21 protein-coding genes are annotated in these 21,822 nt (G+C 66.7%); 9 read left to right on the top strand and 12 right to left on the bottom strand.

Translation table 11 applies throughout. The annotated features are described in order from the left end of the window. Positions 1–234: 234 nt before the first annotated feature. From bfr to QXH22_RS20885, 3 genes are all read left to right on the top strand, one after another. The gene (gene bfr, locus QXH22_RS20895; protein WP_306244184.1) at positions 235–714 is read left to right on the top strand and encodes a bacterioferritin; all 480 of its coding nucleotides are present in this window, start codon (positions 235–237) and stop codon (positions 712–714) included. A 45-nt stretch (positions 715–759) separates the two neighbouring features. Then, a complete protein-coding gene (locus QXH22_RS20890) occupies positions 760–2,820 on the top strand; it encodes an MDR family MFS transporter (protein WP_306276831.1) in 2,061 nt (686 codons plus the stop codon). A gap of 96 nt (positions 2,821–2,916) precedes the next feature. Next, the gene (locus QXH22_RS20885; RefSeq protein ID WP_306276830.1) at positions 2,917–4,968 is read left to right on the top strand and encodes an MDR family MFS transporter; all 2,052 of its coding nucleotides are present in this window, start codon (positions 2,917–2,919) and stop codon (positions 4,966–4,968) included. Here the strand turns inward: QXH22_RS20885 and QXH22_RS20880 are convergent. Next, on the bottom strand, positions 4,952–6,694 hold the full coding sequence (locus QXH22_RS20880) for a PPE family protein (protein ID WP_306240420.1): 1,743 nt from the start codon (positions 6,692–6,694) through the stop codon (positions 4,952–4,954). The two genes, QXH22_RS20885 and QXH22_RS20880, sit on opposite strands and share 17 nt — an antisense overlap. A 123-nt stretch (positions 6,695–6,817) precedes the next feature. Here QXH22_RS20880 and QXH22_RS20875 point away from each other — a divergent pair, with 123 nt between their 5' ends. The 3 genes from QXH22_RS20875 to QXH22_RS20865 are packed head-to-tail and all read left to right on the top strand — an operon-like array spanning position 6,818 to position 9,854. Further along, positions 6,818–7,312, top strand: a complete 495-nt coding sequence (locus QXH22_RS20875) for a carboxymuconolactone decarboxylase family protein (RefSeq protein WP_306240419.1) — start codon at positions 6,818–6,820, stop codon at positions 7,310–7,312. Between the two features lie 35 nt (positions 7,313–7,347). Further along, positions 7,348–8,700 carry a glutamine synthetase family protein gene (locus QXH22_RS20870; protein ID WP_306276829.1) on the top strand — a complete coding sequence of 451 codons (1,353 nt, stop codon included), beginning with the start codon at positions 7,348–7,350 and terminating at the stop codon, positions 8,698–8,700. Continuing rightward, positions 8,697–9,854 (top strand): amidohydrolase family protein, encoded by a 1,158-nt coding sequence (locus QXH22_RS20865; protein ID WP_306240417.1) that lies wholly within the window; start codon positions 8,697–8,699, stop codon positions 9,852–9,854. Before QXH22_RS20870 ends, QXH22_RS20865 begins: the two co-directional genes overlap by 4 nt. Here QXH22_RS20865 and QXH22_RS20860 read toward each other — a convergent pair. Continuing rightward, positions 9,838–11,196 carry a phenylacetate--CoA ligase family protein gene (locus tag QXH22_RS20860; RefSeq protein ID WP_306276828.1) on the bottom strand — a complete coding sequence of 453 codons (1,359 nt, stop codon included), beginning with the start codon at positions 11,194–11,196 and terminating at the stop codon, positions 9,838–9,840. The genes QXH22_RS20865 and QXH22_RS20860 overlap by 17 nt on opposite strands. 12 nt (positions 11,197–11,208) lie before the next feature. Next, positions 11,209–11,661, bottom strand: coding sequence for a limonene-1,2-epoxide hydrolase family protein (locus tag QXH22_RS20855; protein WP_371934271.1), 453 nt, complete (start codon positions 11,659–11,661; stop codon positions 11,209–11,211). Between the two features lie 64 nt (positions 11,662–11,725). Between QXH22_RS20855 and QXH22_RS20850 the strand changes: the two genes are divergently transcribed. Continuing rightward, the gene (locus tag QXH22_RS20850; RefSeq protein ID WP_306240415.1) at positions 11,726–12,631 is read left to right on the top strand and encodes a dienelactone hydrolase family protein; all 906 of its coding nucleotides are present in this window, start codon (positions 11,726–11,728) and stop codon (positions 12,629–12,631) included. Here the strand turns inward: QXH22_RS20850 and QXH22_RS20845 are convergent, their stop codons facing one another. The 6 genes from QXH22_RS20845 to QXH22_RS20820 all read right to left on the bottom strand — a co-directional run bounded on the left by QXH22_RS20845 (position 12,632) and on the right by QXH22_RS20820 (position 16,864). Then, positions 12,632–13,948, bottom strand: coding sequence for a cytochrome P450 (locus QXH22_RS20845; protein ID WP_306240414.1), 1,317 nt, complete (start codon positions 13,946–13,948; stop codon positions 12,632–12,634). 1 nt (position 13,949) lies between these two features. Next, a complete protein-coding gene (locus QXH22_RS20840) occupies positions 13,950–14,354 on the bottom strand; it encodes a lipoprotein LpqH (RefSeq protein ID WP_306244181.1) in 405 nt (134 codons plus the stop codon). A gap of 19 nt (positions 14,355–14,373) precedes the next feature. Then, the gene (locus tag QXH22_RS20835; RefSeq protein WP_306240413.1) at positions 14,374–15,204 is read right to left on the bottom strand and encodes an SDR family oxidoreductase; all 831 of its coding nucleotides are present in this window, start codon (positions 15,202–15,204) and stop codon (positions 14,374–14,376) included. A gap of 23 nt (positions 15,205–15,227) precedes the next feature. Then, entirely contained in the window at positions 15,228–15,692 is a 465-nt protein-coding gene (locus QXH22_RS20830) for an SRPBCC family protein (protein ID WP_306240411.1), read from the bottom strand. Between the two features lie 51 nt (positions 15,693–15,743). Continuing rightward, complete coding sequence (locus tag QXH22_RS20825) at positions 15,744–16,169, bottom strand: transglycosylase family protein (RefSeq protein ID WP_306244180.1); 426 nt, start codon at positions 16,167–16,169, stop codon at positions 15,744–15,746. Positions 16,170–16,267: 98 nt separating this feature from the next. Further along, positions 16,268–16,864 carry a chorismate mutase gene (locus tag QXH22_RS20820; protein ID WP_306240409.1) on the bottom strand — a complete coding sequence of 199 codons (597 nt, stop codon included), beginning with the start codon at positions 16,862–16,864 and terminating at the stop codon, positions 16,268–16,270. A gap of 48 nt (positions 16,865–16,912) precedes the next feature. Between QXH22_RS20820 and QXH22_RS20815 the strand changes: the two genes are divergently transcribed. Next, positions 16,913–17,479, top strand: coding sequence for a hypothetical protein (locus tag QXH22_RS20815; RefSeq protein WP_306240408.1), 567 nt, complete (start codon positions 16,913–16,915; stop codon positions 17,477–17,479). 69 nt (positions 17,480–17,548) lie between these two features. Here the strand turns inward: QXH22_RS20815 and ag85B are convergent, their stop codons facing one another. Further along, positions 17,549–18,529 (bottom strand): diacylglycerol acyltransferase/mycolyltransferase Ag85B, encoded by a 981-nt coding sequence (ag85B, locus tag QXH22_RS20810; RefSeq protein ID WP_306240406.1) that lies wholly within the window; start codon positions 18,527–18,529, stop codon positions 17,549–17,551. A gap of 574 nt (positions 18,530–19,103) precedes the next feature. Here ag85B and QXH22_RS20805 point away from each other — a divergent pair. After that, positions 19,104–20,243: a hypothetical protein gene (locus tag QXH22_RS20805; RefSeq protein WP_306276827.1), complete on the top strand. Its 1,140-nt coding sequence runs from the start codon at positions 19,104–19,106 to the stop codon at positions 20,241–20,243. Between the two features lie 3 nt (positions 20,244–20,246). On the opposite strand, the gene QXH22_RS20800 is transcribed toward QXH22_RS20805, so the two are convergent. Both QXH22_RS20800 and QXH22_RS20795 read right to left on the bottom strand, forming a co-directional pair. Continuing rightward, positions 20,247–20,804, bottom strand: a complete 558-nt coding sequence (locus tag QXH22_RS20800) for a YceI family protein (RefSeq protein ID WP_306276826.1) — start codon at positions 20,802–20,804, stop codon at positions 20,247–20,249. A gap of 3 nt (positions 20,805–20,807) precedes the next feature. After that, the gene (locus QXH22_RS20795) at positions 20,808–21,821 is read right to left on the bottom strand and encodes an alcohol dehydrogenase catalytic domain-containing protein (RefSeq protein ID WP_306276825.1); all 1,014 of its coding nucleotides are present in this window, start codon (positions 21,819–21,821) and stop codon (positions 20,808–20,810) included. Between the last annotated feature and the right edge of the window lies 1 nt (position 21,822).

Below are 21,822 nucleotides of genomic sequence, written 5' to 3'. Positions count from 1 at the left end.
GTCATATTAGTGGAGTCTAACCTAAGTCGGTTAGTGGAGTCTAACCTAACTTAAAACAGGTGATCACGATTACGCCTCGGCGAGACGCGCCGATGGTCCAGTTAAGCGTGGGCTCACTTGCCTTTACTGCACTAGATTGAAAACGGCACCAACGGTGCCGCTCCACCCGCACGGCGCGCTACAGCCCAGTCCGCCTGCGGATCGACTGTCAGCCTTCACACCGTAGGAGTGACCATGCAAGGCGATCCGGACGTTCTCCGTCTTCTCAACGAGCAGTTGACCAGCGAACTGACCGCCATCAACCAGTACTTTCTGCACGCGAAGATGCAGGAGAACTGGGGGTTCACCGAACTGGCGCAGCACACCCGCGCGGAGTCGTTCGACGAAATGCGGCACGCCGAGGAGATCACCGACCGCATTTTGTTGCTCGACGGCCTGCCCAACTACCAGCGGATCGGCTCTTTGCGGGTCGGCCAGACACTGCGTGAGCAATTCGAAGCGGATATGGCGATCGAAATAGAGGTGCTGAATAGGCTCAAGCCGGGAATCATCATGTGCCGGGAAAAGCAGGACAGCACCAGCGCGCAGCTACTGGAAAAAATCGTTGCCGACGAAGAACTGCATCTCGACTATCTTCAGACACAGCTGGAATTGATGGACAAACTCGGAGAGGCGCTGTACTCGGCGCAGTGCGTCTCCCGGCCGCCCAAGTAAACCGGGGCCGCGGCGCGCGGGCTCCGGCATCGACGGGAGTCAACGATGACGAGCCCGACCGCACCGACAACCCCTGGCACGGTCTCTCCGTGCGCTGCGATCAGTCCGCTGCGCCGCAATCTCATCTTCGCGGCGCTGATGTTCGCGGTTCTGTTGGCGGCCATCGACCAGACCATGGTGGTGCCCGCGCTGCCCACGATCGTCGAAGACCTCGGTGACTCCGTTCACCAGTCCTGGGTCGTAGCCGCCTATCTGCTCGGTGGGATCGTCGTCATTCCGGTAGCCGGCAAACTCGGTGACCTGTTGGGTCGCAAACGCGTGCTGCAGAGTTCGGTCGCGATCTTCCTGGTCGGCTCGATGCTGTGTGGCCTCGCGGACTCGATGGCGATGCTGTCCATCTCGCGCGCCCTGCAGGGAATCGGTGCTGGCGCGATTTCGGTCACCGCAGCCGCGCTCATCGGCGAGGTGTTCCCGCTTCGCGACCGGGGCCGTTACCAGGGGATCCTGGGCGCGGTGTTCGGGGTCACCACGGTCGCCGGCCCGTTGTTCGGGGGCATCTTCACCGACTACCTGAACTGGCGATGGGCGTTCTGGGTCAATGCGCCGATCACGATAGCGATACTCGTGCTCGCCGCGGCCGCCATCCCCGCGTTGCCCCACCGCCCCAAGCCCGCCATCGACTACCTCGGGATACTGCTCATCGCCGCGGCCATGACCGCACTGATCATGGCCACGAGCTGGGGCGGAACCAACTACGCCTGGAACTCGGCACCGATCATCGGGCTGTTCATCGGGGCCGTGGTGACGCTGGGTGTCTTCGTCTGGGTGGAGACCCGCGCTGCGGCCGGAATCCTGCCGCCGCGGCTGTTCCGCAGCCCCGTTTTCGCGGTGTGCTCGGTCCTGTCGCTGCTGGTCGGATTCGCGATGCTGGGCGCGCTGACCTTCGTGCCGATGTACCTGCGCTACGTCGACGGCGTCTCCGCGACCAGTTCGGGTCTGCGCACGTTGCCCATGGTGCTCGGCCTGCTGACCACGTCGTTGGCCGCCGGCATCCTGGTCGGGCGGACCGGCCGCTACAAGATCTTCCCACTGGCCGGTACCGCACTGATGGCCGTCGGGTTCCTGCTGATGGCGCGGATGGACGAGGCGACGCCGTGGCCGGTGCAGGCGTTCTACCTGGTCGTCCTGGGAGCCGGTATCGGTTTTTCCATGCAGGTGCTGATTCTCATCGTGCAGAACACGACGCCATTCGAGGATCTGGGCGTGGCCACCTCGGGTGTCACCTTCTTCCGTGTGGTCGGCGGGTCCTTCGGCGCCGCGATATTCGGGGCGCTGTTCGCGAACTTCCTGAGTCGGCGAATGGACGCGGCAGCGCTTTCCGGCGGCGTGCCGGCGCCCGCGGCGCATTCTCCGGGCGCGCTGCATCGGCTTCCGAAAGAAGTCGCCGCCCCAATTGTGCGGGCGTATGCCGGATCTTTGACGCAGGTATTTCTCTGCGCCGCGTTTATCGCCCTGGTCGGATTCATCTTCGCGCTGTTTTTGCGGGAGGCTCCGCTGACCGATATTCACGACAGCCCGGGCTGCCTGGGGGACGGCTTCGCGGTGCCGAGAAACAAATCGCCCGAGGACGTCCTGGAGATCGCCGTCGGGCACTTGCTGGCCGAAGCACCCACGGTGCGACTGGACGATATCGCCAACCAACCCGGGTGTGAGCTCGACGTAGCCGGTCTGTGGGGCGTGCTGAGGATTTACCAATACCAGCGGTTCTTCGAAACTGCGCAGCTCAGTGACATCGCCAGTCATCTGCACGTGCCCCCTCAGGTACTGGAGCCCGTCTTCGACCGCCTGCTCGAGAGCGGGTACGCCCAGCGCGACGGCGACGCACTGTCGCTCACCCCGGCCGGGCGGCAGCAGGTCGTCTCGCTGTCAGCACTGATCCGCCGGTGGCTGATCGACCATCTGGCGGTATCGGCCGACTTCGCCGACCAGCCGGGTCACGACGAATTCGAGGCTGCGCTGCAACGCATCACCGACGGAGTGCTGGTGCAACGTGACTGGTACCACGACCTGGATGACCTGGCTGAGCCGCGTGCGCGGGCGGGTTAAACGGAGCCGATCTGGGGCATCCACACTGCTGGCCGCCCTGTCCGCCGTCGCGTGGGGAGGGTGCGCTTCAGCCTGCGCGCCGACCGAAAGACGGGAATGAGCACCACGACAGTTGCCGCACCAGCCGACACGGGATCCGGCAGCGCGCTGATCACTCCTCAGCGACGTAACTTCATCTTCGCTGCGATCGCGCTCGGCATGCTGCTCGCGGCGCTCGACCAGACCATCGTCGCCACCGCACTGCCGACCATCGTCGCTGACCTGGGCGACGCCGGTCGCCAGTCCTGGGTGGTCACCAGTTACCTGCTGGCCTCGACGATCGTCACAGCCCTGGTCGGCAAACTCGGCGACATCTTCGGCCGCAAAAGGGTTTTCGAGGTTGCGGTGTTGTTTTTCGTGCTGGGATCGGTGCTGTGCGGGCTGGCGCACTCCATGACCATGCTGGTCGGCGCGCGAGCGCTGCAGGGCATCGGCGGCGGCGCCATCACCGTCACCGCGAGCGCATTGATCGGCGAGGTGGTGCCACTGCGCGAACGAGGTCGCTACCAGGGAATCCTGGGTGCGGTCTTCGGCGTCACCACGGTCGTAGGCCCGTTGCTGGGCGGCTATTTCACCGACTATCTGACCTGGCGCTGGGCTTTCTGGATCAATCTGCCGGTCTCGCTGGTGGTGATTTGCGTGGCGGCCGCGGCGATTCCGGCCCTGAAGGCGGAGACCAAACCCGTCGTGGATTACGCCGGGATCGTCTTCATCGGCCTGGGTGCGGCCGGCCTGACCCTGGCCACCAGTTGGGGTGGCACCGTGCATCCCTGGGGTTCGCCGACGATCATCGGGCTTTTCGTCGGTGCCGCGGTTGCCCTGGGCGTGTTCGTCTGGGTGGAAAACCGCGCGGCCGCACCGATTCTGCCGATCCGGTTGTTCGGCAGTCCGGTGTTCACCGTCTGCTGTGTGCTCTCGTTCGTCGTCGGATTCGCGATGCTGGGCGCGATGACGTTCCTGCCGACTTTCATGCAGTACGTCAACGGTGTGTCGGCCACCACCTCCGGTCTGCGGACATTGCCGATGGTGGTCGGCATGCTGATCACCTCGACCGGTAGCGGCAGCGTGGTCGGCCGCACCGGGCGTTACAAGATTTTCCCCGTCGTCGGCACCGCGCTGATGACGCTCGCTTTTCTGTTGATGTCCACCATGGACGGGTCGACCTCGGCGCTGCTGCAGTCGGTGTACCTGCTCATTCTGGGAGCCGGTATCGGTCTGTCGATGCAGGTCCTGGTGCTCATCGTGCAGAACACGTCCAACTTCGAAGACCTGGGTGTGGCCACCTCGGGGGTGAGCTTCTTCCGCACCATCGGCAGTTCGTTCGGGGCGGCCATCTTCGGTTCGCTGTTCGTCAACTTCCTCAGCTCGCGACTGACCGCGGCGCTGGCGGAGACCGGGGCATCGCGGGACGCGGTGAGTTCGCCGGCCGCGCTGCACCGGCAACCGGCGGCCGTGGCCGCGCCGATCGTGCACGCCTACTCCGAGTCGTTGTCCCAGGTTTTCCTGTGGGCCGCCCCGGTCGCGGCGGCCGGGTTCGTCCTGGCTCTGTTCCTGCGCGAAGTGCCGCTGCGCGATATCCACAACAGCGCCGTCGACCTCGGTGACGGCTTCGGCATGCCGACCACCGATACCCCGGAACGCCTGTTGGAGAACGCGATTGCGCGCATGCTGCGCGGGGAACCCGGGGTGCGGCTGCGCAGCATCGCGATGCGGCCGGATTGCCGGCTCGACGTCGCGGCGCTCTGGGCGCTGCTGCGAGTCAACCGCTACACGCAGTTCTTCGGCTCCGCGCGCCTCACCGATATCGGCGAGAACCTGCAGATCCCGTTCGAGGTGCTCGAACCCACGTTCAACCGGCTGGTCACCACCGGCTATGTGATGCGTGACGGCGACCGGTTGTGGCTCACACCCGCGGGCGTCGAGCAGGTGCAGTATGTGTATTCACTGCTGTTGGCCTGGATCATCGACAAGCTGTCCCGATCGCCCGGTTTCGCCGTCCGCCCTGACCGCGCACAAGTCGAGGCCGCACTCGGCCGGGTCGCGTATCGGGTTATCGCACAACGAGATTGGAACGATGATTCGGCAACGGAGGCTATTGCGAGTCGCTGAGGGGGCGCCAGCTGCCCGGCAACAGCGGCATCGTAGGCCCGTCACCGAACTCGTCCGCCGCCAGCGTGGCCAATCCGGCGGCACTGTCGACGCGGCCGTCGGACAAGGTACCCGCGAACCCCATGGTCTGCGCCCCCCGCTCGGAGGCCTGCGTCGACGGCGGCGCGTCCCACTGGGGGTCGACGTCGACATCCATATCCAGGAACTCATCACCGAACCCTCGACCTTTGGCGGCGCGCCGGCGCCGCGCCCGCGCCTGCTCGCGGGCCGCCGCGGCGGCCGCTTGGGCAGCGCTGTCAGGCTCTGAGGCCTGCCGTTTCGCACCCGAACTGGCCTTTGCGCCGAGCCCGGAACCGAATCCGATCCCGGGCGGGGCGGCGGCGTAGGGAGGTGTGAAGCCGGCCCCGCCTGCGCCGGCCGGCGCCGGAGGCGAAGGGGACGGCGGTGGCGGGCCCGCAGTGGAATTGGGTGTCGGCGCGGGTACCGAAGCGGGAGCCGCGGCCGGCGCGGTGACCGACGACAGCCCAACCACCGGCAGGGGAGGCGGCGGCCCGATCGGGACCACCGCCGGAGCCATCACGGGTTGCGGCAGGGCGGCCAAGCCCGCCAGTCCGGCGAGGCCGCCTACCGAGGCCAGCGGGGCGGCAGCCAGTGGGAACGCCGCGGCCAGCGCGAGGGGTTGACTCGTCAGGGTGAAGACCTCGGCGAGGTGGGTGGGGAAGTCGAACAACTCGAGACTGACCAGATACTGGACGGCCAGCACCGGGTTGGTCTGCAGGTAGACGAAGAACTGCTGGAAGTCCTCGCCCAGCTCCAGCGTCCGAGCCACCCAGAACGCCGCGACGGTCGGATCGGTGTAGTAGTCGTACTCGAGTCCGTTGAGGGTGCCGTCGGCGGGACTCCAGTCGTAGCCGAAGTTTCGCAAGATGTTGGCGACGAAGTCGTCCAGCGCATTGTCGACCAACGGGTCGTGGGCAATGGTGTCGTTTCCAATGCCGAACTGCTGCAGGATCGCATCGAGCTGCGGGTTGTTCACCAGGTTCTCGAATTGCGTGAACGGATTGAGCTGCGGATTGCTCATGAAGTCCTGATAGGCCTGCAGCGGATTCTGCAGAAACTGCTCGATCTGCTGCAGGAAGTCCTGCCACGGGCTGGTACTCGAAGCGGGATTCGCTTCAGCGTCGGATCTGGTGATCTGCGGCGCCGGCTCAGCGGCAGGTGTCGCGGCCAGCGCCGCGTCGGACGCGGCCTCATAGCCGCTCATCGTGGTCGCTGCCTGAGTCCACATGCGGGCGTAGTCGGCCTCGTTGAGCGCAATCGGAATCGTGTTGATGCCGAAGAAGTTCGTCGCCACCAGTGCACCGTGCACGGCGTGATTGGCGGCCAGTTCGGCCAGCGTGGGCATGGCGGCCAGCGCCGACAGGTAGGCCGCGGCGATACCCTCTTCGCGCGCCGCGTTGTCCGCGCTGATCTGGCTGGCCCGCATCAGCCAGGCCAGGTACGGCACGTGGGCAGTCGTGTACTGCTCTGCGCTCGGGCCCGCCCAGGCTGCCCCCTGCACGCCGGCCAGCACCGCGACGAGTTCGTCTGCCGCGCTGGCGTATTCAGTGCTCAGCGCCGACCACGCGGACGCCGCGGCCAGCAGTGCGCCCGGCCCGGGGCCGCTGCTCAGCAGCGCCGAATGCACCTCGGGAGGCGCGGCCATCCACCCGCCGAACCCCGTCATGACCGCATTCCACCAGGCATTCTATGAGAACCGCATGTTTTGAACATGGTTTTCATTTGCACCAAGCTAGCCTGTCGGAGGTGTTCAGGACAAGGGCAGATCGGCCGGGCGTACCATCTCGCCATGAGCCGAATCGGAAGTTTCGCGGACGACGATGTCGCCGGCTGGGTCCTGAAATCCCCTGAACTCGGCGGCGCGATGGCCAATTTCAGCCGAGCGGTCTACACCAGCAACCGGCTGCCGCTGCGCACCCGTGAGATTGCACGGGCCGTGATCGCCAACAACAACGAATGCATCGTGTGTGCCAACACCCGCGATGCCGACGGCCCGGCGGCCGGCGTCGACGAGGACCTCTACCACCACGCGACCGAGTGGCGAACCTGGCCGGGTTACAGCGACCAGGAGCGGCTGGCGGCGGAGTTCGCCCACCGCTTCTCCACCGACCACACCGCGCTGCGCGACGACGAGGACTTCTGGAACCGGGCCGCCGAACATTTCTCCGATGAGCTGCTCGCCGACCTGGCCATCTCATGCGCCCTGTGGGTCGGCATGGGTCGGGTGCTGCGCACCCTGGACATCGGCCAGGCGTGCAAGTTGACCCTGCCGAGCCGGGCCTGACAGCGGGAGTCCACCGAAACCGCAGAATGGCTGCCATGACCGCCACTCCGCTCGCTGCTGCGGCGATCGCCCAACTCGAGGCCGAGGGCGTCGACACCGTCATCGGCACCGTGGTGAACTCTGCGGGGCTCACCCTGGCCAAAACGGTGCCGCTTCGCCGTACCAACACATTCGCCGACCCGGGCCTGGGTGCCAGTCCGACGTGGCATGCCTTCGCGATCGACCAGACCGGCATCGCGTTCACCGACGACGTCAGTGTGGTCGGAGACCAACGCCTGCGCATCGACATGTCCGCGTTGCGCATCATCGGCGACGGGTTGGCATGGGCGCCGGCCGGCTTCTTCGAACAGGACGGCACCCCGGTTCCGGCCTGCAGCCGGGGCACCCTCGGCAGGATCGAGTCCGCCCTCGCCGACGCCGGCATCGAGGCCGCGGTCGGACACGAAATCGAGTTCCTGGTGGTGGATTCCGAAGGCGGAAGGCTGCCCGCCACCATGTGGGCACAGTACGGCCTGGCCGGAGTGCTCGAACACGAGGCATTCGTCCGCGACGTCATCGCCAGCGCAATGTCGGCCGGGGTGGTCATCGAGCAGTTCCATCCGGAGTACGGGCCCAATCAGTTCGAGCTCTCGCTGGCGCCGCAGCCGCCGGTGGCCGCGGCCGACCAGTTGGTGCTGATGCGGATCATCATCGGCCGGGCCGCCCGCCGCCACGGGATGCGGATCAGCCTGTCGCCGGTGCCGTTCGCCGGCAGTGTGGGATCCGGTGCACATCAACACTTTTCGCTGACGATGCCGCAGGGGCCGCTGTTCTCCGGCGGCTCCGGCCCCGGCGGCATGACGGAGGCGGGACAGGCCGCCGTGGCCGGCGTGTTGCGCGGCCTGCCGCAGGCGCAGGGAATCCTGTCCGGCTCGATCGTGTCCGGCCTGCGAATGCGACCGGGCAACTGGGCCGGCGCTTATGTGTGCTGGGGGATCGAGAACCGGGAAGCCGCCGTCCGCTTCATCGAGGGCGGACCGGGAAATCCGCACGGCGCCAACGTCGAAGTGAAGATCATCGATCCTTCGGCAAACCCGTGTCTGGCGTCGGCGGCGATTCTCGCGCTGGCGCTCGACGGCATCACGCGCGCAGAGTCGCTACCGCCGGAGACGACGGTGGACCCGGCACAGCTGTCGGAAGCGGACCGGGCAGCCGCCGGAACCCGGCTGCTGCCCGACGACCAGATGCAGGCGATTGCGGCCCTTGATGATTCGGCGCTGATGCGGAAATTGCTGGGCGACCCGGTAGTCGACGTGGTGACCGCGGTGCGGCGGATGGAGCACGACCGCTACGCCGACCTGGAACCCGCAGCGCTCGCCGACAAGTTCCGGATGGCCTGGAGCGTATGACCACTCGGTCGGATTCCGCGCTGTCCCACCATGTTCGCGAGGTGGCGCTGATCGACCAGCACGTGCACGGCTGCTGGTCGAGAACCGGGGACCGGCGACGATTCGAGAACGCGCTCAACGAGGCCAACACGCAACCGCTCGCCGACTTCGACTCCGGCTTCGATACTCAGCTCGGTTTCGCGGTGCGCAACCACTGCGCGGCCGTCCTCGGATTACCCAGACACGCCGATCCCCAGGACTATTGGGATCGTCGCAGCCAGTTCAGCGAGTCCGAGCTGGCCCAGCGATTCCTGCCCGCCGCCGGAGTGAGCAACTGGCTGGTCGACACCGGATTCGCCGCAGGGGTAACCGATCTCGCGGAATTCGCGGCGCTGTCCGGCCGCCGTGCCTACGAAGTGGTGCGGCTGGAGCAGGTGGCCGAGGAAGCGGTGCAGGCAGGCGGCGACTACGCGGCGGCGTTCGAAGAGGTCCTGAACCGCCGCGCCGCCGGCGCCGTGGGCACCAAGTCGATCCTGGCCTACCGCGGCGGGTTCGAAGGAGACCTGAGCGAGCCGTCCGCGACCGAGGTCGGGGCCGCCGCGCAGCGCTGGCGCGACGAAGGTGGCGTCCGACTGCACGATCGGGTGTTACTGCGATTCGGGTTGTACCAGGCGCTGCGGCTGGGCAAACCGCTGCAGTTCCATGTGGGCTTCGGCGACCGCGACTGCGATCTGCACCAGACCAATCCGCTGCATCTGCTTGAATTTCTGCGCAACTCCGGCGACACCCCGATTGTCTTGCTGCACTGCTATCCCTATGAGCGCGAAGCCGGTTACCTGGCTCAGGCCTTCAACAATGTCTACCTCGACGGCGGACTGGCCGTGAACCATCTCGGCGCGCGGGCGCCGGCATTCGTCGCCCGCCTGCTGGAACTCGCGCCGTTCCGCAAGATCCTGTACTCGTCCGACGGTTATGGGCCGGCCGAACTGCATTACCTCGGAGCCGTCCTGTGGCGCAACGCAATCGACCGTGTACTGCACGGGTTCGTCGAAACCGGCGACTGGAGCGAGAAGGACGCGATCCGGGTGGTCGACCTGATCGCCCACCACAACGCCGCACGCATCTACCGCCTGGCCAGTGGCGATCCTCGCGGGCCGATCACCCCAGCGGGATGAATCGGCGCAATTTCCCGCTGCCCCGGTGACGTTCCAGGCTGTCGGCCACTCGGATCCGCACGGCGGGTTGCTCCAGTCCGTAGCGGCGCAGCGCCGTAACCACTGCAGCAGTGAGCTTTTCAGTGTCGGGTGCCCCGACGACCACGATGTCGGCGCCGGTGGCCGTTTGGACGACCTGATACTCCGAGATGTGGGCGTCCGTTCCCAGGACATGACGAAAGACGATCGGCGGCACCGTGAGTTCGCCGTACCGGAAGTCGTCGTCGCGGCGGCCGCCGATATCGGCGACGCGGGCGAAGGCGCTGCCACAGGAGCAGTCGCCGAGCAGCGGCGCCACCTGATCGCCGAGGTCGTAGCGGATGAACGGGAACGTGCGGTTGGCGAGTCCGGTGGCGAGCGTGCGCACCACGGGTTCCTCGGGGCCCACCGGCACACCGTCTGCGTCCACGCGCTCGAGAATCACCTCGTCCTCGCAGACATGCAACCCCGCACCGCGTCCGCAGCCGACCGCCTGTACCCCGATTTCGGTTGATCCCCAGAGGTTATGGATAACGACCGCGTGCCAGGCTCTGGTGATCGCCTCGCGGTCCTCGTCGAGCAGCGGCTCTGAGTTGGTGCTCACCCGCACCGGCGCGATGTCCAGATCCCCGGCGATGGTGGCGCGGGCCAGGCGACCGATGACCGTCGGGTAGCCCACCAGGTGCGTCGGTCCCGCGGCGGCCACCGCCGCCAGCACCTCGGCGAACGGGGCGCCCGCGGGGATCACGACGGTCTGCATGCCCGGGGCGGTCGGTACATCGAACAACGGGGTGCTGGCATGGGGGGGAACTCCCGCTGTCACGACCGCCAACCGGGACGAAACCAGCTGCGTGCGTTGTTCTTCGCGGGCCTGCACCCGCCATGCCAGACAAGCCGCCGAGGTATAGAAGTCCCAGTCCCAGATGTAGATCCCGCGCACCCCGCTCGATCCGCCGGAGCTGAAGATCTGGTAGTCGCCGTGATACGAGAACCCTTGCTGCCCGGCAAGGAACCCTTCGGCGCCGGCCCTCCGTAATCCGGGCGCCGTACAGATCGCATCCCAATTCTGTTGAGCCTCAGGCTTGGTCATCATGGGCACCGACGCCAGATCCGCGACGGTGGCGCGCGACGGGTCAAGCCCCGCCAGTCGCCGCGCATGAAACGGCGACCACTCCTTGGCGTGCGACAGGAGTGCCCGGAGTCGGCGCTGCTGGTACTGCTCGATCTGGGGGCGCGACCAGTCCAGGCGCGCGACATGGTCTTTCAGCGCGGCCTGCACCGCCCCGAGATGGGCTGCGCGCGTTGCCTCGTAGGCGTGCGCCATCCGCGTCGGTTTCTAGACCAGGGCGCTGGCGTCGAAGATCCAGGATGTGTCGCCGCCGGCCAGGTTCTCGAAGTGTTGCGGCGGCGCGAACGCAACCAGGCTGTTCATGTCCCAATAGTCTTTCCAGACCGTGATTTTGCCGTCCACCACCTTGTGCACCGTGACGAACCTGAGCACGCCCTGCTCGCCGGTCTGGAAGGTCCACGTCTCGGAGTGCTCGTACATGACGTCGGAGCCGTTGGACACCAATACACCGGCGTGATTCTCGTAACCGGCCAACTGCTCTAGTCCGATCTTCAGCCGTGTGACGATGTTCTCGGGACCACGGGCCGAGACCGCCGGGACCGGCATGTCGACGTAGAGGCAGTCGTCGGACAGGAATGTCTTGACGGCATCCCAGTCCCGCCGCGACAGTGCCTGCCACATTCCGGTTACGACGTTCCCAGCGGTGATCACTTCTGTCATACCCGTCAATTAACTCGGCCGCCGCACGAGTGTCAACCACAGCTTCGCGGCGCATACTCGGCTCGTGAGGGGACTGCAGCGCTACATCGCCGAGGAAATCGCCACCGACCATCTCGACGGTCTGCTCACCAGACGCGAAGCGCTGCGCCGGCTGGGCTTGCTGGGCTTGAGTGCCACCGCGGCGGCGGCGCTGATCGCGGCGTGCGCCCGCCCGGAGAATGCCAAACCCACGGAGTCGCCGTCCACCCCGACCGGCACCACCGCTTCGCAGCCCCCGGGCACGGTCGGCGCACCGACCACCTCGCCGGTGACCTGGCCCGGGCCCCAGGGCCAGCTTCAAGGGGCCTGGGCGCCGGCGGCGGACCCGAAGGGCGCGGTGCTGGTCATCCACGAGAACAAGGGATTGACCGATTGGGTGCGATCGGTGGCGGCCAGGCTGGCCGGCGCCGGCTATTCGGCGCTGGCGATCGACCTGCTGTCGGAGAAGGGCGGGACCGGCGCATTCGGCGATCCCGCGCAAGCCACCGCCGCACTGGCCGGCATCGCACCCGAACAGTTCGTCGGCGACCTCAATTCGGGCGTCGGCCAACTGCGAAAGTGGGCCCCCACCCAGAAGATCGGCGTGGTGGGGTTCTGCTTCGGCGGGGGACTGGTCTGGCAGCTGCTGGCGGCCGGCGGGCCGGACGTGTCCGCCGCGGTGCCTTGGTACGGGCCGCTGCCCGAGAACCCGAATTTTGGCGGGGCCAAGGCCGCGGTGCTCGGGATCTACGGGGCGCTCGACAATCGGGTGACGAGTTCACGGCCGGCCGCCGAAGCCGCGCTGACCCGCGCCGGGCTGGTGCACGAGTTCGTCGTCGAACCGGATGCCGATCACGCCTTCTTCAACGACACCGGTCCGCGGTACAACGCCGTCGCGGCCGCCGACGCGTGGCAGCGAATGCTGGACTGGTTCGGCCGTTACCTGCGCTGACTACCGCGCGGCCATCGACCTGGCCGGACCGAGCTGCACCGGCAACGTCGACCAGCCCCGGAGCACCCTCGTGCTGCGCCGGCTTCCGGCGCCGGCGGCCTGCACGTCGGGGAAGCGCTCGAAGAAGGTGCGCAGTCCGACCTCGCCCTCGGCCCGGGCCAGCGCAGCGCCCAGGCAGAAGTGGCGTCCCGTGGAGAACGCCAGATGCCTTCCCGCATTGGCCCTTTCGATGTCGAATCGGTGCGGGTCGGCGAACACCGCCGGGTCACGGTTAGCGGCGGCCAGGTAGATCACTACGACCTCGTCGCGGTAGATCGGCATCCCCGCGACCTCGACGTCGCGGCCGGCCACCCGCGCCGTCAGCTGCACGGGGGAGTCGAGGCGCAAAATCTCCTCCACGGCGTTGGGCCACAGTTCCGGCCGTTCCCGCAGCTTCTCCAGTTGGTCGGGATGGTCCAGCAGCATCCGAATTCCGTTGCCCAGCAGGTTGACTGTGGTCTCGAAACCGGCGACCAGCACCAGACCCGCTACGGCCTGCAGCTCGTTGTCGTCGAGATAGCTGTCCTCGCTGCCACTTTGGGCGGTTTGGATCAGCTGGCTCATCAGGTCGTCACCCGGGTTGCGCTGCAGTTCACGCAGATGCTGAACCAGCCATGCGTTGAAGCCCGCGACGCCCCGCCGCACGCGGACGTACTGCTGCCAGGGCAGCCCGATGTCCAGACTCGGGGCGGCCAGTTCGCCGAACTCCAGGACGCGCCGGCGGTCATATTCCGGCACACCGAGGATCTCGCTGATGACAGTGATGGGCAGCTGAGAGCAATAGCGGCCGACGATGTCTACCCCGCCGGGCCGGTCGACCAGCTGATCGAGCAGTTCGTCGGCCGTCTGCTGAACCCGGTCGCGCAGCGCGGCCACCGCGCGTGAGGTGAACACGGCTGAGACCGTCTTGCGGTAGCGCGTGTGATCGGGCGGTTCCACCGCCAGCAGCGACGGCGGCCGCAACGGGTGCAGCCGGTTATCACGGGTGCGAATTTCCAACCAGCGCAACGGTTTCGGCAAGCTATCCCCGAAGTTGACGACGTGGAAATCGTCGGATCGCAGCAGATCGTGCGCGAGGCGGTGGTCGACCGTCATCAGATTCGCCCGGTTACGCACCAACCCGCCGCGGCGTCGTACCTCGTCGTAGAAGGGCACCGGATCATCCGCGACAGCCGGGTCGGCGATCAACCGGGCTTGCAGGTCGCCGCGCCGTACCGCGAGTTTGGCCACCCCGCGGACCACGCCATGCATGGCAAACCAGTGCAGTCTGTCCTTCACGTCAGCACTCGGCGCTGATCTTGAAGTCCGTCGTCACAACCTTGTTCGGGTTGCTGCTGTTGATGCCGGACGCGCTGCCGGTGATGGTGTAGGCGTTCTTGTTGACATCCACGTGTGCGTCGCCCACCCCGCCCTCGTAGTAGCTGCCGGTGAAACCGTCGATATTGCGGATCTTGACGAACTGCGGTATCACCCGGTCACCGCTGATCATCACCACCGCCTGCACCTGGCCGTCGCGATCGCGGATGTCGATGGTCCGGTAGGCCTGGATCTGGCTACACGCCGGCGGACGCGTGGTGTGGGCGGAGCCGTCGATAGTCAGGTGCGCCGCCTTTCGGGGCATGATCTGGGCGCCCCCGCAACCAGACACCGTGAGAGCTATTGCTATTCCTGCCGCTGCGACCATCCGGTTCTGCACCAGAACATTATGGCCGCTTGGGGTCCAGCCTGGGCAGAGCTTTCACGATGCGATTTCGCACGAACTCCGGGCTGATGCCTTTGAGCCGGTCGATCCACCGGATGCTCCTGGGCACGTACCAGTGCAGCCGCGTCGGATGCTGGTAGGCCTGCCACGCCACCTCGGCCACGCTGGAAGCCGGCATCAGACGGAACATCCCTCTTTTGGGCGCCGCGGCACGCAAGTCCGCCGGGGACATCTGGGTCCGCGGTCCGTCGGAGTGCTGGGGCGTCGAGGTCAGGATGGCGGTGTCGATCAGGCCGGGCAGCACATCGGCGACCCGCACGCCGTGGCGCTGCCATTCGACGCTCAGCGCCTCCGTCAGCCCCTTGACGGCGTGCTTGGTCGCCGAATAGACGGCGATGCGCGGCATGCCATACGTGCCCGAAGACGACGACGTCGAGAACATCAGGCTGCCCGGCGCCTTCTTCAGGTAGGGGAGTGCCCCGTAGGCGCCCGTCAGCACGGCCTTGAAGTTGACATCGACGACTCGCATCGCGGCCTCGTACGGCACGTCCTCGAACCAGCCGCCTTCACCGATGCCGGCGTTGTTCCACATCATGTCGAGTCCGCCGCCGGCGTTACCGGCACAGAAGTCGGCCAGCGCCGTGTCCAACGCGGCCTTGTCGGTCACGTCGACCACACGGGTCCACAACCCGGCGCCGAGCTCCACACTGAGTGCCGCCAGACCCTCGTCGTTGCGGTCCACGGCGCCGACGCGCCAGCCTTTGCGGTGGAAGAGCCTGACGCCCTCCCGGCCCATCCCGCTGCCCGCACCAGTGATGAATATCGTCTTCATCGACCTGATCTCCGCCCAGCCCCTCAGCCTGCTTCGACCACATCTTTGATGCGATGCAGCGTCTTCGTCATGTCTCGGATGTTGCGACGTTTACGTAAGAAGCCTCCCAACACCATGTAGACATTGTTGAACGGGGACGGCGCGAGCCGGAACGACTCGGTGACATCCGTCTCCTGGCCATCTGGGCCGGTCGGGACCATTCGGTAATGCCAGTTGTTCACCACCCGGTCGCCGACCAGTACAGCAAACCCGAACTCGCGACCGGGCTCGCATGCCGTCACCTCGCAGGTGGTCCAGTACACCGGCCCGATCTCGTTGCGCCGGACGTGCCCGCGGAACCGGGCGCCGAGTGCCGGACCGGTCGCTCCGTCGAGCCACTCGGCCTCGAAGGTTTCCGGTGAGAAGCGTCCGGTATTTCGAATATCGGCTATTAAATCCCAGATCTTGTCTGCCGGCGCCGCCATATGAACTGTTGCTGAACCCTCCATAGAAGGATCCAATCACGCCACGTGTAACGAAACGCGGCGCCCCACCGATAATCATTGTTTGGGCGTGAACAACCCGATGATCTGGGTGATGGTCTGGGTCAGCGTCTGACCGGGCTTGGGCAGCTGCGCGATCCCCGGCCCCGTCCCGCCCGCGCTGGCACACTTCGGCCAGGCGCCCGGTCCCTGACCGGCCAGGACCCGGTTCGCGACGTCGATTTGTTGCTGCTTGGAGGCTTTCGCCGGGTTTCCGACGCCGCCGTACTCCTCCCACGTAGCTTGCTTGAACTGCAAACCGCCGTACGCACCGTTGCCGGTGTTGGCGGCCCAGTTCCCGCCGGACTCGCACTGCGCGACGGCTTCCCAGTTCATCGTGTCGGCGTCGGCGGCACCGGTGGACAGCGACATACCCGTGGCGATGAATCCCGCGGTGATCGCGGACTTGATGAGGGGCTTTGTGATGTGCGTCATGTCCGGCATTTCGCCGGGCGTGTTCAAAGCGTTACCCAAGAGAAAAAATTATGAGATCAGTTGTCTACCGCATTGAGATTGGCGCAAACGCCGTTCTCAGGCGCGTCTCAGGTGTGTGGTTGCGGCTGGCAGTAGGAGGCGGTCGCCGTCGAAAGCGCACGTTGATACAGGTTGTCCAAGCCGCGCTGCCGTGTCACCTCCGCGCGGGCCTGCCGCAGCAGACCCGGGCATGCCGGCGATCCCAGCAAACTCCGATTAAGCGCTATGTGAGACAAAATCTTAGTGTTCAGTGCGTCGATGGCGGCCCGTGACGCGGCAAGATCGGCCGGTGCGGGCGGCACCGTGGCGGGGTCGAGCTTCCACTCCGCGAACCGTTGGTACTCGATGGCTTCGGTGGCGTCGATCTGGTCGCGGAACACGCGGGCGACGAGGTCGGGGTCGACGTCAGTCGACGCCGCGTCCTCGCGCAGTGCCACGAGCTCCTGCTCGACACGCGCCGGATCCTCGATCGGGGCGTGGGCACCCCACTTGAAGGCAGCCACCGGTTCGGCGACCGCGAGCCGTTCGGCGAGTGCATCCACCAGCATCACCAGCGAATCGGGGCCCTCGGCTTTGCCTTGTGGCGGCGCAACGGCCCCTCCCAACGTGCCCACCAACACGGCGGCCACCGTGACCAGAATCGCGCGAGACGCGCCGTGCAGCATCCCGGCCCTCCCTCGGCGACTGATCAGGCACTGACGAACAATGGTGGCATGCGTGCAGACTGGTTGCGCTCGACCCAGGCCCGGTCCCTGCTCGCTGCCACCCTCGGAACGTCGCTGCTGCTCGGTGGGGCGTTTCTGGCCGTGGACCAACTGCACACCACGTCCGCGGACGCGCTCAACCATTCCGGCCCGCCGGTATCCGACCAGCAGAGCCGGGCCCAGGCGGTGAATGCCGCCAAGGATGTCGTCTCGGCCGCGCAGCTGCACACGACGACGGCGGGTTATCTGCTGATGTCGTGCCGGGACCGGGACAACCCGCCGTATCAGGGCGCGGTGTACCTCTCCTTCACGATTCCCACCGACATCCGGGCCGACGTCTATCTGCCGGGCGTCGTCAAGGCCCTGGCAGCCGACGGCTGGGTGGAGGGCCTGTCACCCGGAGGGCACCCGTACAGCAGGTCGGTGTCCAAGGGTGCGGTCACCGCGCTGATCTACCGCGACGACGACAACGCGAATGTGGGAGTGGCACGGGTGTACGGCGAATGCCGCAACACGACCGACCACCGCACCGACGCCACCGGATGGATCGATGTCACCGGCGAGATCGGCGGCTGACCCCAGAAAGCACTACTGCGCTTGACGGCATGCGGCCGTCAAGCGCAGTAGTAGCAGTTGTCGTGCGGGTCAGCCCCGGGCGCCCAGCGCGCCCTGCAGGTCACCCTTCATGGCAACCAGCTGAGCACCCCAGTACTCCCAGCTGTGCGTGCCGTCGTTCTGGAAGTTGAAGACGGCGTTGTGGCCACCGGCCGCGTTGTACTGGTCCTGGAACTTGATGTTGCTGCTGCGGACGAAGTTCTCCAGGAACTCGGCGGGCAGGTTCGCGCCACCCAGTTCGCTGGGCTTGCCGTTGCCGCAGTAGACCCACAGGCGGGTGTTGTTGGCGACCAGGGTCGGGATCTGGATCGTCGGGTCGTTGCGCTGCCACGCCGGGTCGCTGGACGGACCCCACATGTCGGCGGCCTTGTAACCGCCCGCGTCACCCATGGCCAGGCCGATCAGCGACGGCCCCATGCCCTGGGACGGGTCCAACAGCGCCGACAGCGAGCCGGCGTAGATGAACTGAGCGGGGTGGTAGGCGGCCAGAATCATGGCCGACGAACCGGCCATCGACAGACCCACCGCGGCACTTCCGGTCGGCTTGACGCTGCGGTTGCTCTGCAGGTACGACGGCAGCTCACTGGTGAGGAAGGTCTCCCACTTGTAGGTGGAGCAGCCAGCTTTGCCGCAGGCCGGGCTGTACCAGTCGCTGTAGAAGCTGGACTGGCCACCGACCGGCATGACCACCGAAATGCCCGACTGGTAGTACCACTCGAACGCCGGGGTGTTGATGTCCCAGCCGTTGTAGTCGTCCTGGGCGCGCAGGCCGTCGAGCAGGTACAGCGCAGGAGAGTTGTCGCCGCCGCTCTGGAACTGCACCTTGATGCTGCGTCCCATCGCCGCTGACGGCACCTGCAGGTACTCGACTGGCAGACCTGGCCGGGAGAACGCTCCCGCGGTCGGCGCACCGCCGGCGAGTCCGATCAGGCCCGGCAGGGTCGCGGCCGCAGCCGCACCGACCAGGAGTCGGCGACCCCAGGCCCGTATCTTCCCGCTCACGTCTGTCATACCTGTGCCCCTTGTCCTTATGTCTTTTGTTCCCGGCAGAACTTACCGCGTGACTGGGCAGAATGTCGATTCGGACGCAATCACATTTCAGTTCCATATCGGTTACCGCCGCGGATACAGCAACTGTGTTACCGGGACCCGCGCCGGATCGCCGCATTCGTTATAGCCCGAGCCCGACACGCCCGAACGCGACACACGCCGCGGCGTTATGCAGGCGTTACGCAGTTGACATCGGGCAGAGTCGCAACGACGCAAGGGGGTGCACCGTGCCCGTGGCGGCGCGACCACGGTCCCGTCGAGCAACCTTCGCATGATTTACCGCCGTCGACGGGGCCATTTTTCGGCCGGTTGATTGCGCAGATCACGGGTGGTTGAGAGCCACCTGCGGGTTTCCCGGCAAGTTCTGCACCGACCAAGACGATCTTGCTCAGAACGCGTAGGCTCGCTCGGAGCAATCCGACTGCAGACAGCTATCCCGGGCATTTCCGGCACTTCCGCGCTACAGCACCTCGCCCCTTGGTGCACCGCGCGCAAGAATGCGCGGCCGGCCGCGGGAATGATTGAGGTGCGAGATTTGGATACGGTACTTGGGCTATCGGTGACGCCGACCAGCGTTGGTTGGGTCCTTGCTGAAGGACATGGCGCCGACGGCGCCATTCTCGATCACCGTGAAGTGCAGTTGCAGGATGGCGTGCAGCACAGCCCCGGAGTCCGCGCCGTGAGCACCGCACAGCAGATCACCGCCGAAGCGATACAGGCCAGCGAGGTCGCCAACGCCGACGATCACCGGTTGCGCGTCGTCGGAGTGACCTGGAGCGACGAGGCTTCGGCCCAGGCCGCACTCCTGCTGGAGGCACTGACCGACGCGGGTTTCGACAACGTCGTGCCCGTCCGCCAGCTCGACGCCGTCGAAACACTGGCGCGGGCCATCGCGCCGGTGATCGGCTACGAGCAGACCGCCGTGTGCATCCTCGAGCGCGAGTGGGCGACCGTCGTCATGGTGGACACCCACGACGGCGAGACCCAGACCGCCGTCAAGCATGTTCGCGGCGGCTACGACGGCCTGGCGTCCTGGCTCACCGGGATGTTCGACCGCAGCAGCTGGCGCCCGGGCGGCGTGGTGGTGGTCGGCTCCCAACATGATGTCGGCGATTTCTCGTGGCAGTTGGAGAATGCGCTGCCGGTCCCCGTCTTCTCCCAGACCATGGCGCAAGTGACCGTGGCGCGCGGAGCGGCCCTGGCGGCCGCACAGAGCACGGAATTCACCGATGCCGAACTCGTGGCGGCCGGTGCGGCGGCTCCCGTCGCCGCGGCACCCAAGCGGTCGCTCCAATACGCCGGCGCGGCGACCGCACTGGCGGCCGCTGCGGTGACCTTCGTGGCGTCGGTTTCACTGGCTGTCGGTCTGCAACTCGCCCCGAAGGATTCCTCTCCGTCCCAGCCCGCGCACAAGTCCACGCCACCGATGGCCGAGGCGGTCGCGCCACCCGTTCCGCCTCCGGCGCAAGCGATTCCGGCCGCTCCTCCGGTGCAGCAGGAGCCGGTGCGACTCACCGCGGGCGAGCAGGCCGAGGAAACGACGTCAGGCGGTCAGCCGACCGTCGCGGCGCCCGAACCCGACGCCACCGACCCCAACAGCGGGCCGCTACGGCTCAGCCGGGTGCTCGAACACATTCCGGGGACGTTCGCCGAACCGGGGCGTCCGCCCGAATAACGGTCAGGCTTTGGGCCGGGTCGCGGTGAAGGACACCGTGACGTCATCGGCTACCTGCAGCGATCCCATCAGCAACGAGTAGGGCTTGATGCCGAAATCCGACTGCCGGACCGTGGACTGCAGCGACAGGCGCCAGGAGTCCGCGAGTTCCTCGGTGTGCAGGTCTACGGAGTGGTCGCGCTCCTTGCCGCGGATCTGCAGCTTCCCGTTCAGCCGGTAACCGTCGTCGGTCTTTTCGATCGAGTCGGTGTCAAAGCGAATCTCCGGAAACCGGTTCGCGGACAACGACTTCAGTGCATTCGAACGCACCAGCGCCTTCTCCGGCCCGGACAGGCCCTTGACGCCGCCTTCGCCGCGCAACACTTCGAACGAATCCACCTCGACCACCACGTTGGCCGTATCAGGCTGTCCGTCATGCCAATTCACGGTCGCCTGCCACCGCGTCATCGCGATGGTGAGCCGGTGCCCCATCCTGGCAGCGCGGCCGGCAACTCCGGTTTGCAAAGTCAATTCGCCGTCGGCCGCATCGAACGTCCACGCGGCGTTGTCGTCGGTGGCCACGAATCAGACCGTGAGGACGGTGCGGTAGTGGGCCTTGCCCTGCTCCAGGGCCGCGTACCCCTCGGCGGCCTGCGGCAGGGGCAGCTCCTCGATCCACGCGCGCACTCCTGACAGCAGCGCGAAATGCATTGTCTCCTCGATATCTTTCGCAGTTCCCGAGGGATGGCCGATGATGCTGAGCCCGGGCGTGATCAATTGCACGGGACTGATCGGAAGCGGCTCGGGCGTCACCCCGATGGTGACCAGCTCGCCCTGCGGCAGTAAGCCGCCGACGGTGTCGGCCATGGCCTTCGAATTGCCCGCTGTAGCAAGGACAACCGCGACGCCGCCCAGGGTGCGCAGCGCTTCGGCGACATTCACCGCGGTGGAGTCGATGTAGTGGTGAGCGCCCAGCTTCTTGGCGTCTTCGGCTTTGCCGGTGCCCCGCGCGATGGCGATCGTTTCAAATCCCATGGCACGGGCCCACTGCACGCCGAGGTGCCCCAGACCCCCGACCCCGAGGACGGCGACCCGGTCACCGGGCAGTGCCCGAGTGTGGCGCAACGCGTTGTAGGTGGTGACGCCCGCACACCCCATCGGGGCGGCGTCGACGTCGCTGAGCCCTTCGGGAATACGCGCCAGCGCCGTGGCGGGCACCGTCACGGATTCCGCGTAGCCGCCGGGGTATTGCCAGCTCGGCACCTTCCCGTTGGCGCAGTGGATCAGGATGCCTTTTCGGCACGGGTCGCAATGATTGCAGTTGCCGCCGAACCAGCCGACCGCGACGCGGTCACCGACCGCGAATTCTTCGACACCGTCGCCGAGTTCGGCGATGGTTCCGGCAATCTCGTGGCCAGGGGTGAGTGGCCATGACATATCCGGGAATCCGCCGTTGACGAAGTGCGCGTCGGTGCCGCAGATGCCGCAGGCGGTCACCGCGATGCGTACCTCGCCGCGCCCGGGCGGCGAGGTCTCGACTTCGGTGAGCTCGAGCGGCGCACCGGCGGACTGAACGTGTACAGCCTTATGCGTGGGCATG

The organism is Mycobacterium sp. TY814 (assembly GCF_030755175.1).
Lineage (GTDB): Bacteria > Actinomycetota > Actinomycetes > Mycobacteriales > Mycobacteriaceae > Mycobacterium.
Note: the sequence above shows the minus strand (reverse complement) of the source record. Positions and strands in the feature narration are given on the sequence as shown.

Coding starts and splice junctions, on each gene's coding strand:
- QXH22_RS20875 (WP_306240419.1), top strand. CDS start 6,818: ATGAGCCGAATCGGAAGTTTCGCGGACGACGATGTCGCCGGCTGGGTC.
- QXH22_RS20890 (WP_306276831.1), top strand. CDS start 760: ATGACGAGCCCGACCGCACCGACAACCCCTGGCACGGTCTCTCCGTGC.
- bfr (WP_306244184.1), top strand. CDS start 235: ATGCAAGGCGATCCGGACGTTCTCCGTCTTCTCAACGAGCAGTTGACC.
- QXH22_RS20830 (WP_306240411.1), bottom strand. CDS start 15,692: ATGGAGGGTTCAGCAACAGTTCATATGGCGGCGCCGGCAGACAAGATC.
- ag85B (WP_306240406.1), bottom strand. CDS start 18,529: ATGACAGACGTGAGCGGGAAGATACGGGCCTGGGGTCGCCGACTCCTG.
- QXH22_RS20870 (WP_306276829.1), top strand. CDS start 7,348: ATGACCGCCACTCCGCTCGCTGCTGCGGCGATCGCCCAACTCGAGGCC.
- QXH22_RS20885 (WP_306276830.1), top strand. CDS start 2,917: ATGAGCACCACGACAGTTGCCGCACCAGCCGACACGGGATCCGGCAGC.
- QXH22_RS20865 (WP_306240417.1), top strand. CDS start 8,697: ATGACCACTCGGTCGGATTCCGCGCTGTCCCACCATGTTCGCGAGGTG.
- QXH22_RS20880 (WP_306240420.1), bottom strand. CDS start 6,694: ATGACGGGGTTCGGCGGGTGGATGGCCGCGCCTCCCGAGGTGCATTCG.
- QXH22_RS20815 (WP_306240408.1), top strand. CDS start 16,913: ATGCGTGCAGACTGGTTGCGCTCGACCCAGGCCCGGTCCCTGCTCGCT.
- QXH22_RS20860 (WP_306276828.1), bottom strand. CDS start 11,196: ATGGCGCACGCCTACGAGGCAACGCGCGCAGCCCATCTCGGGGCGGTG.
- QXH22_RS20855 (WP_371934271.1), bottom strand. CDS start 11,661: ATGACAGAAGTGATCACCGCTGGGAACGTCGTAACCGGAATGTGGCAG.
- QXH22_RS20820 (WP_306240409.1), bottom strand. CDS start 16,864: ATGCTGCACGGCGCGTCTCGCGCGATTCTGGTCACGGTGGCCGCCGTG.
- QXH22_RS20840 (WP_306244181.1), bottom strand. CDS start 14,354: ATGGTCGCAGCGGCAGGAATAGCAATAGCTCTCACGGTGTCTGGTTGC.
- QXH22_RS20795 (WP_306276825.1), bottom strand. CDS start 21,821: ATGCCCACGCATAAGGCTGTACACGTTCAGTCCGCCGGTGCGCCGCTC.
- QXH22_RS20835 (WP_306240413.1), bottom strand. CDS start 15,204: ATGAAGACGATATTCATCACTGGTGCGGGCAGCGGGATGGGCCGGGAG.
- QXH22_RS20825 (WP_306244180.1), bottom strand. CDS start 16,169: ATGCCGGACATGACGCACATCACAAAGCCCCTCATCAAGTCCGCGATC.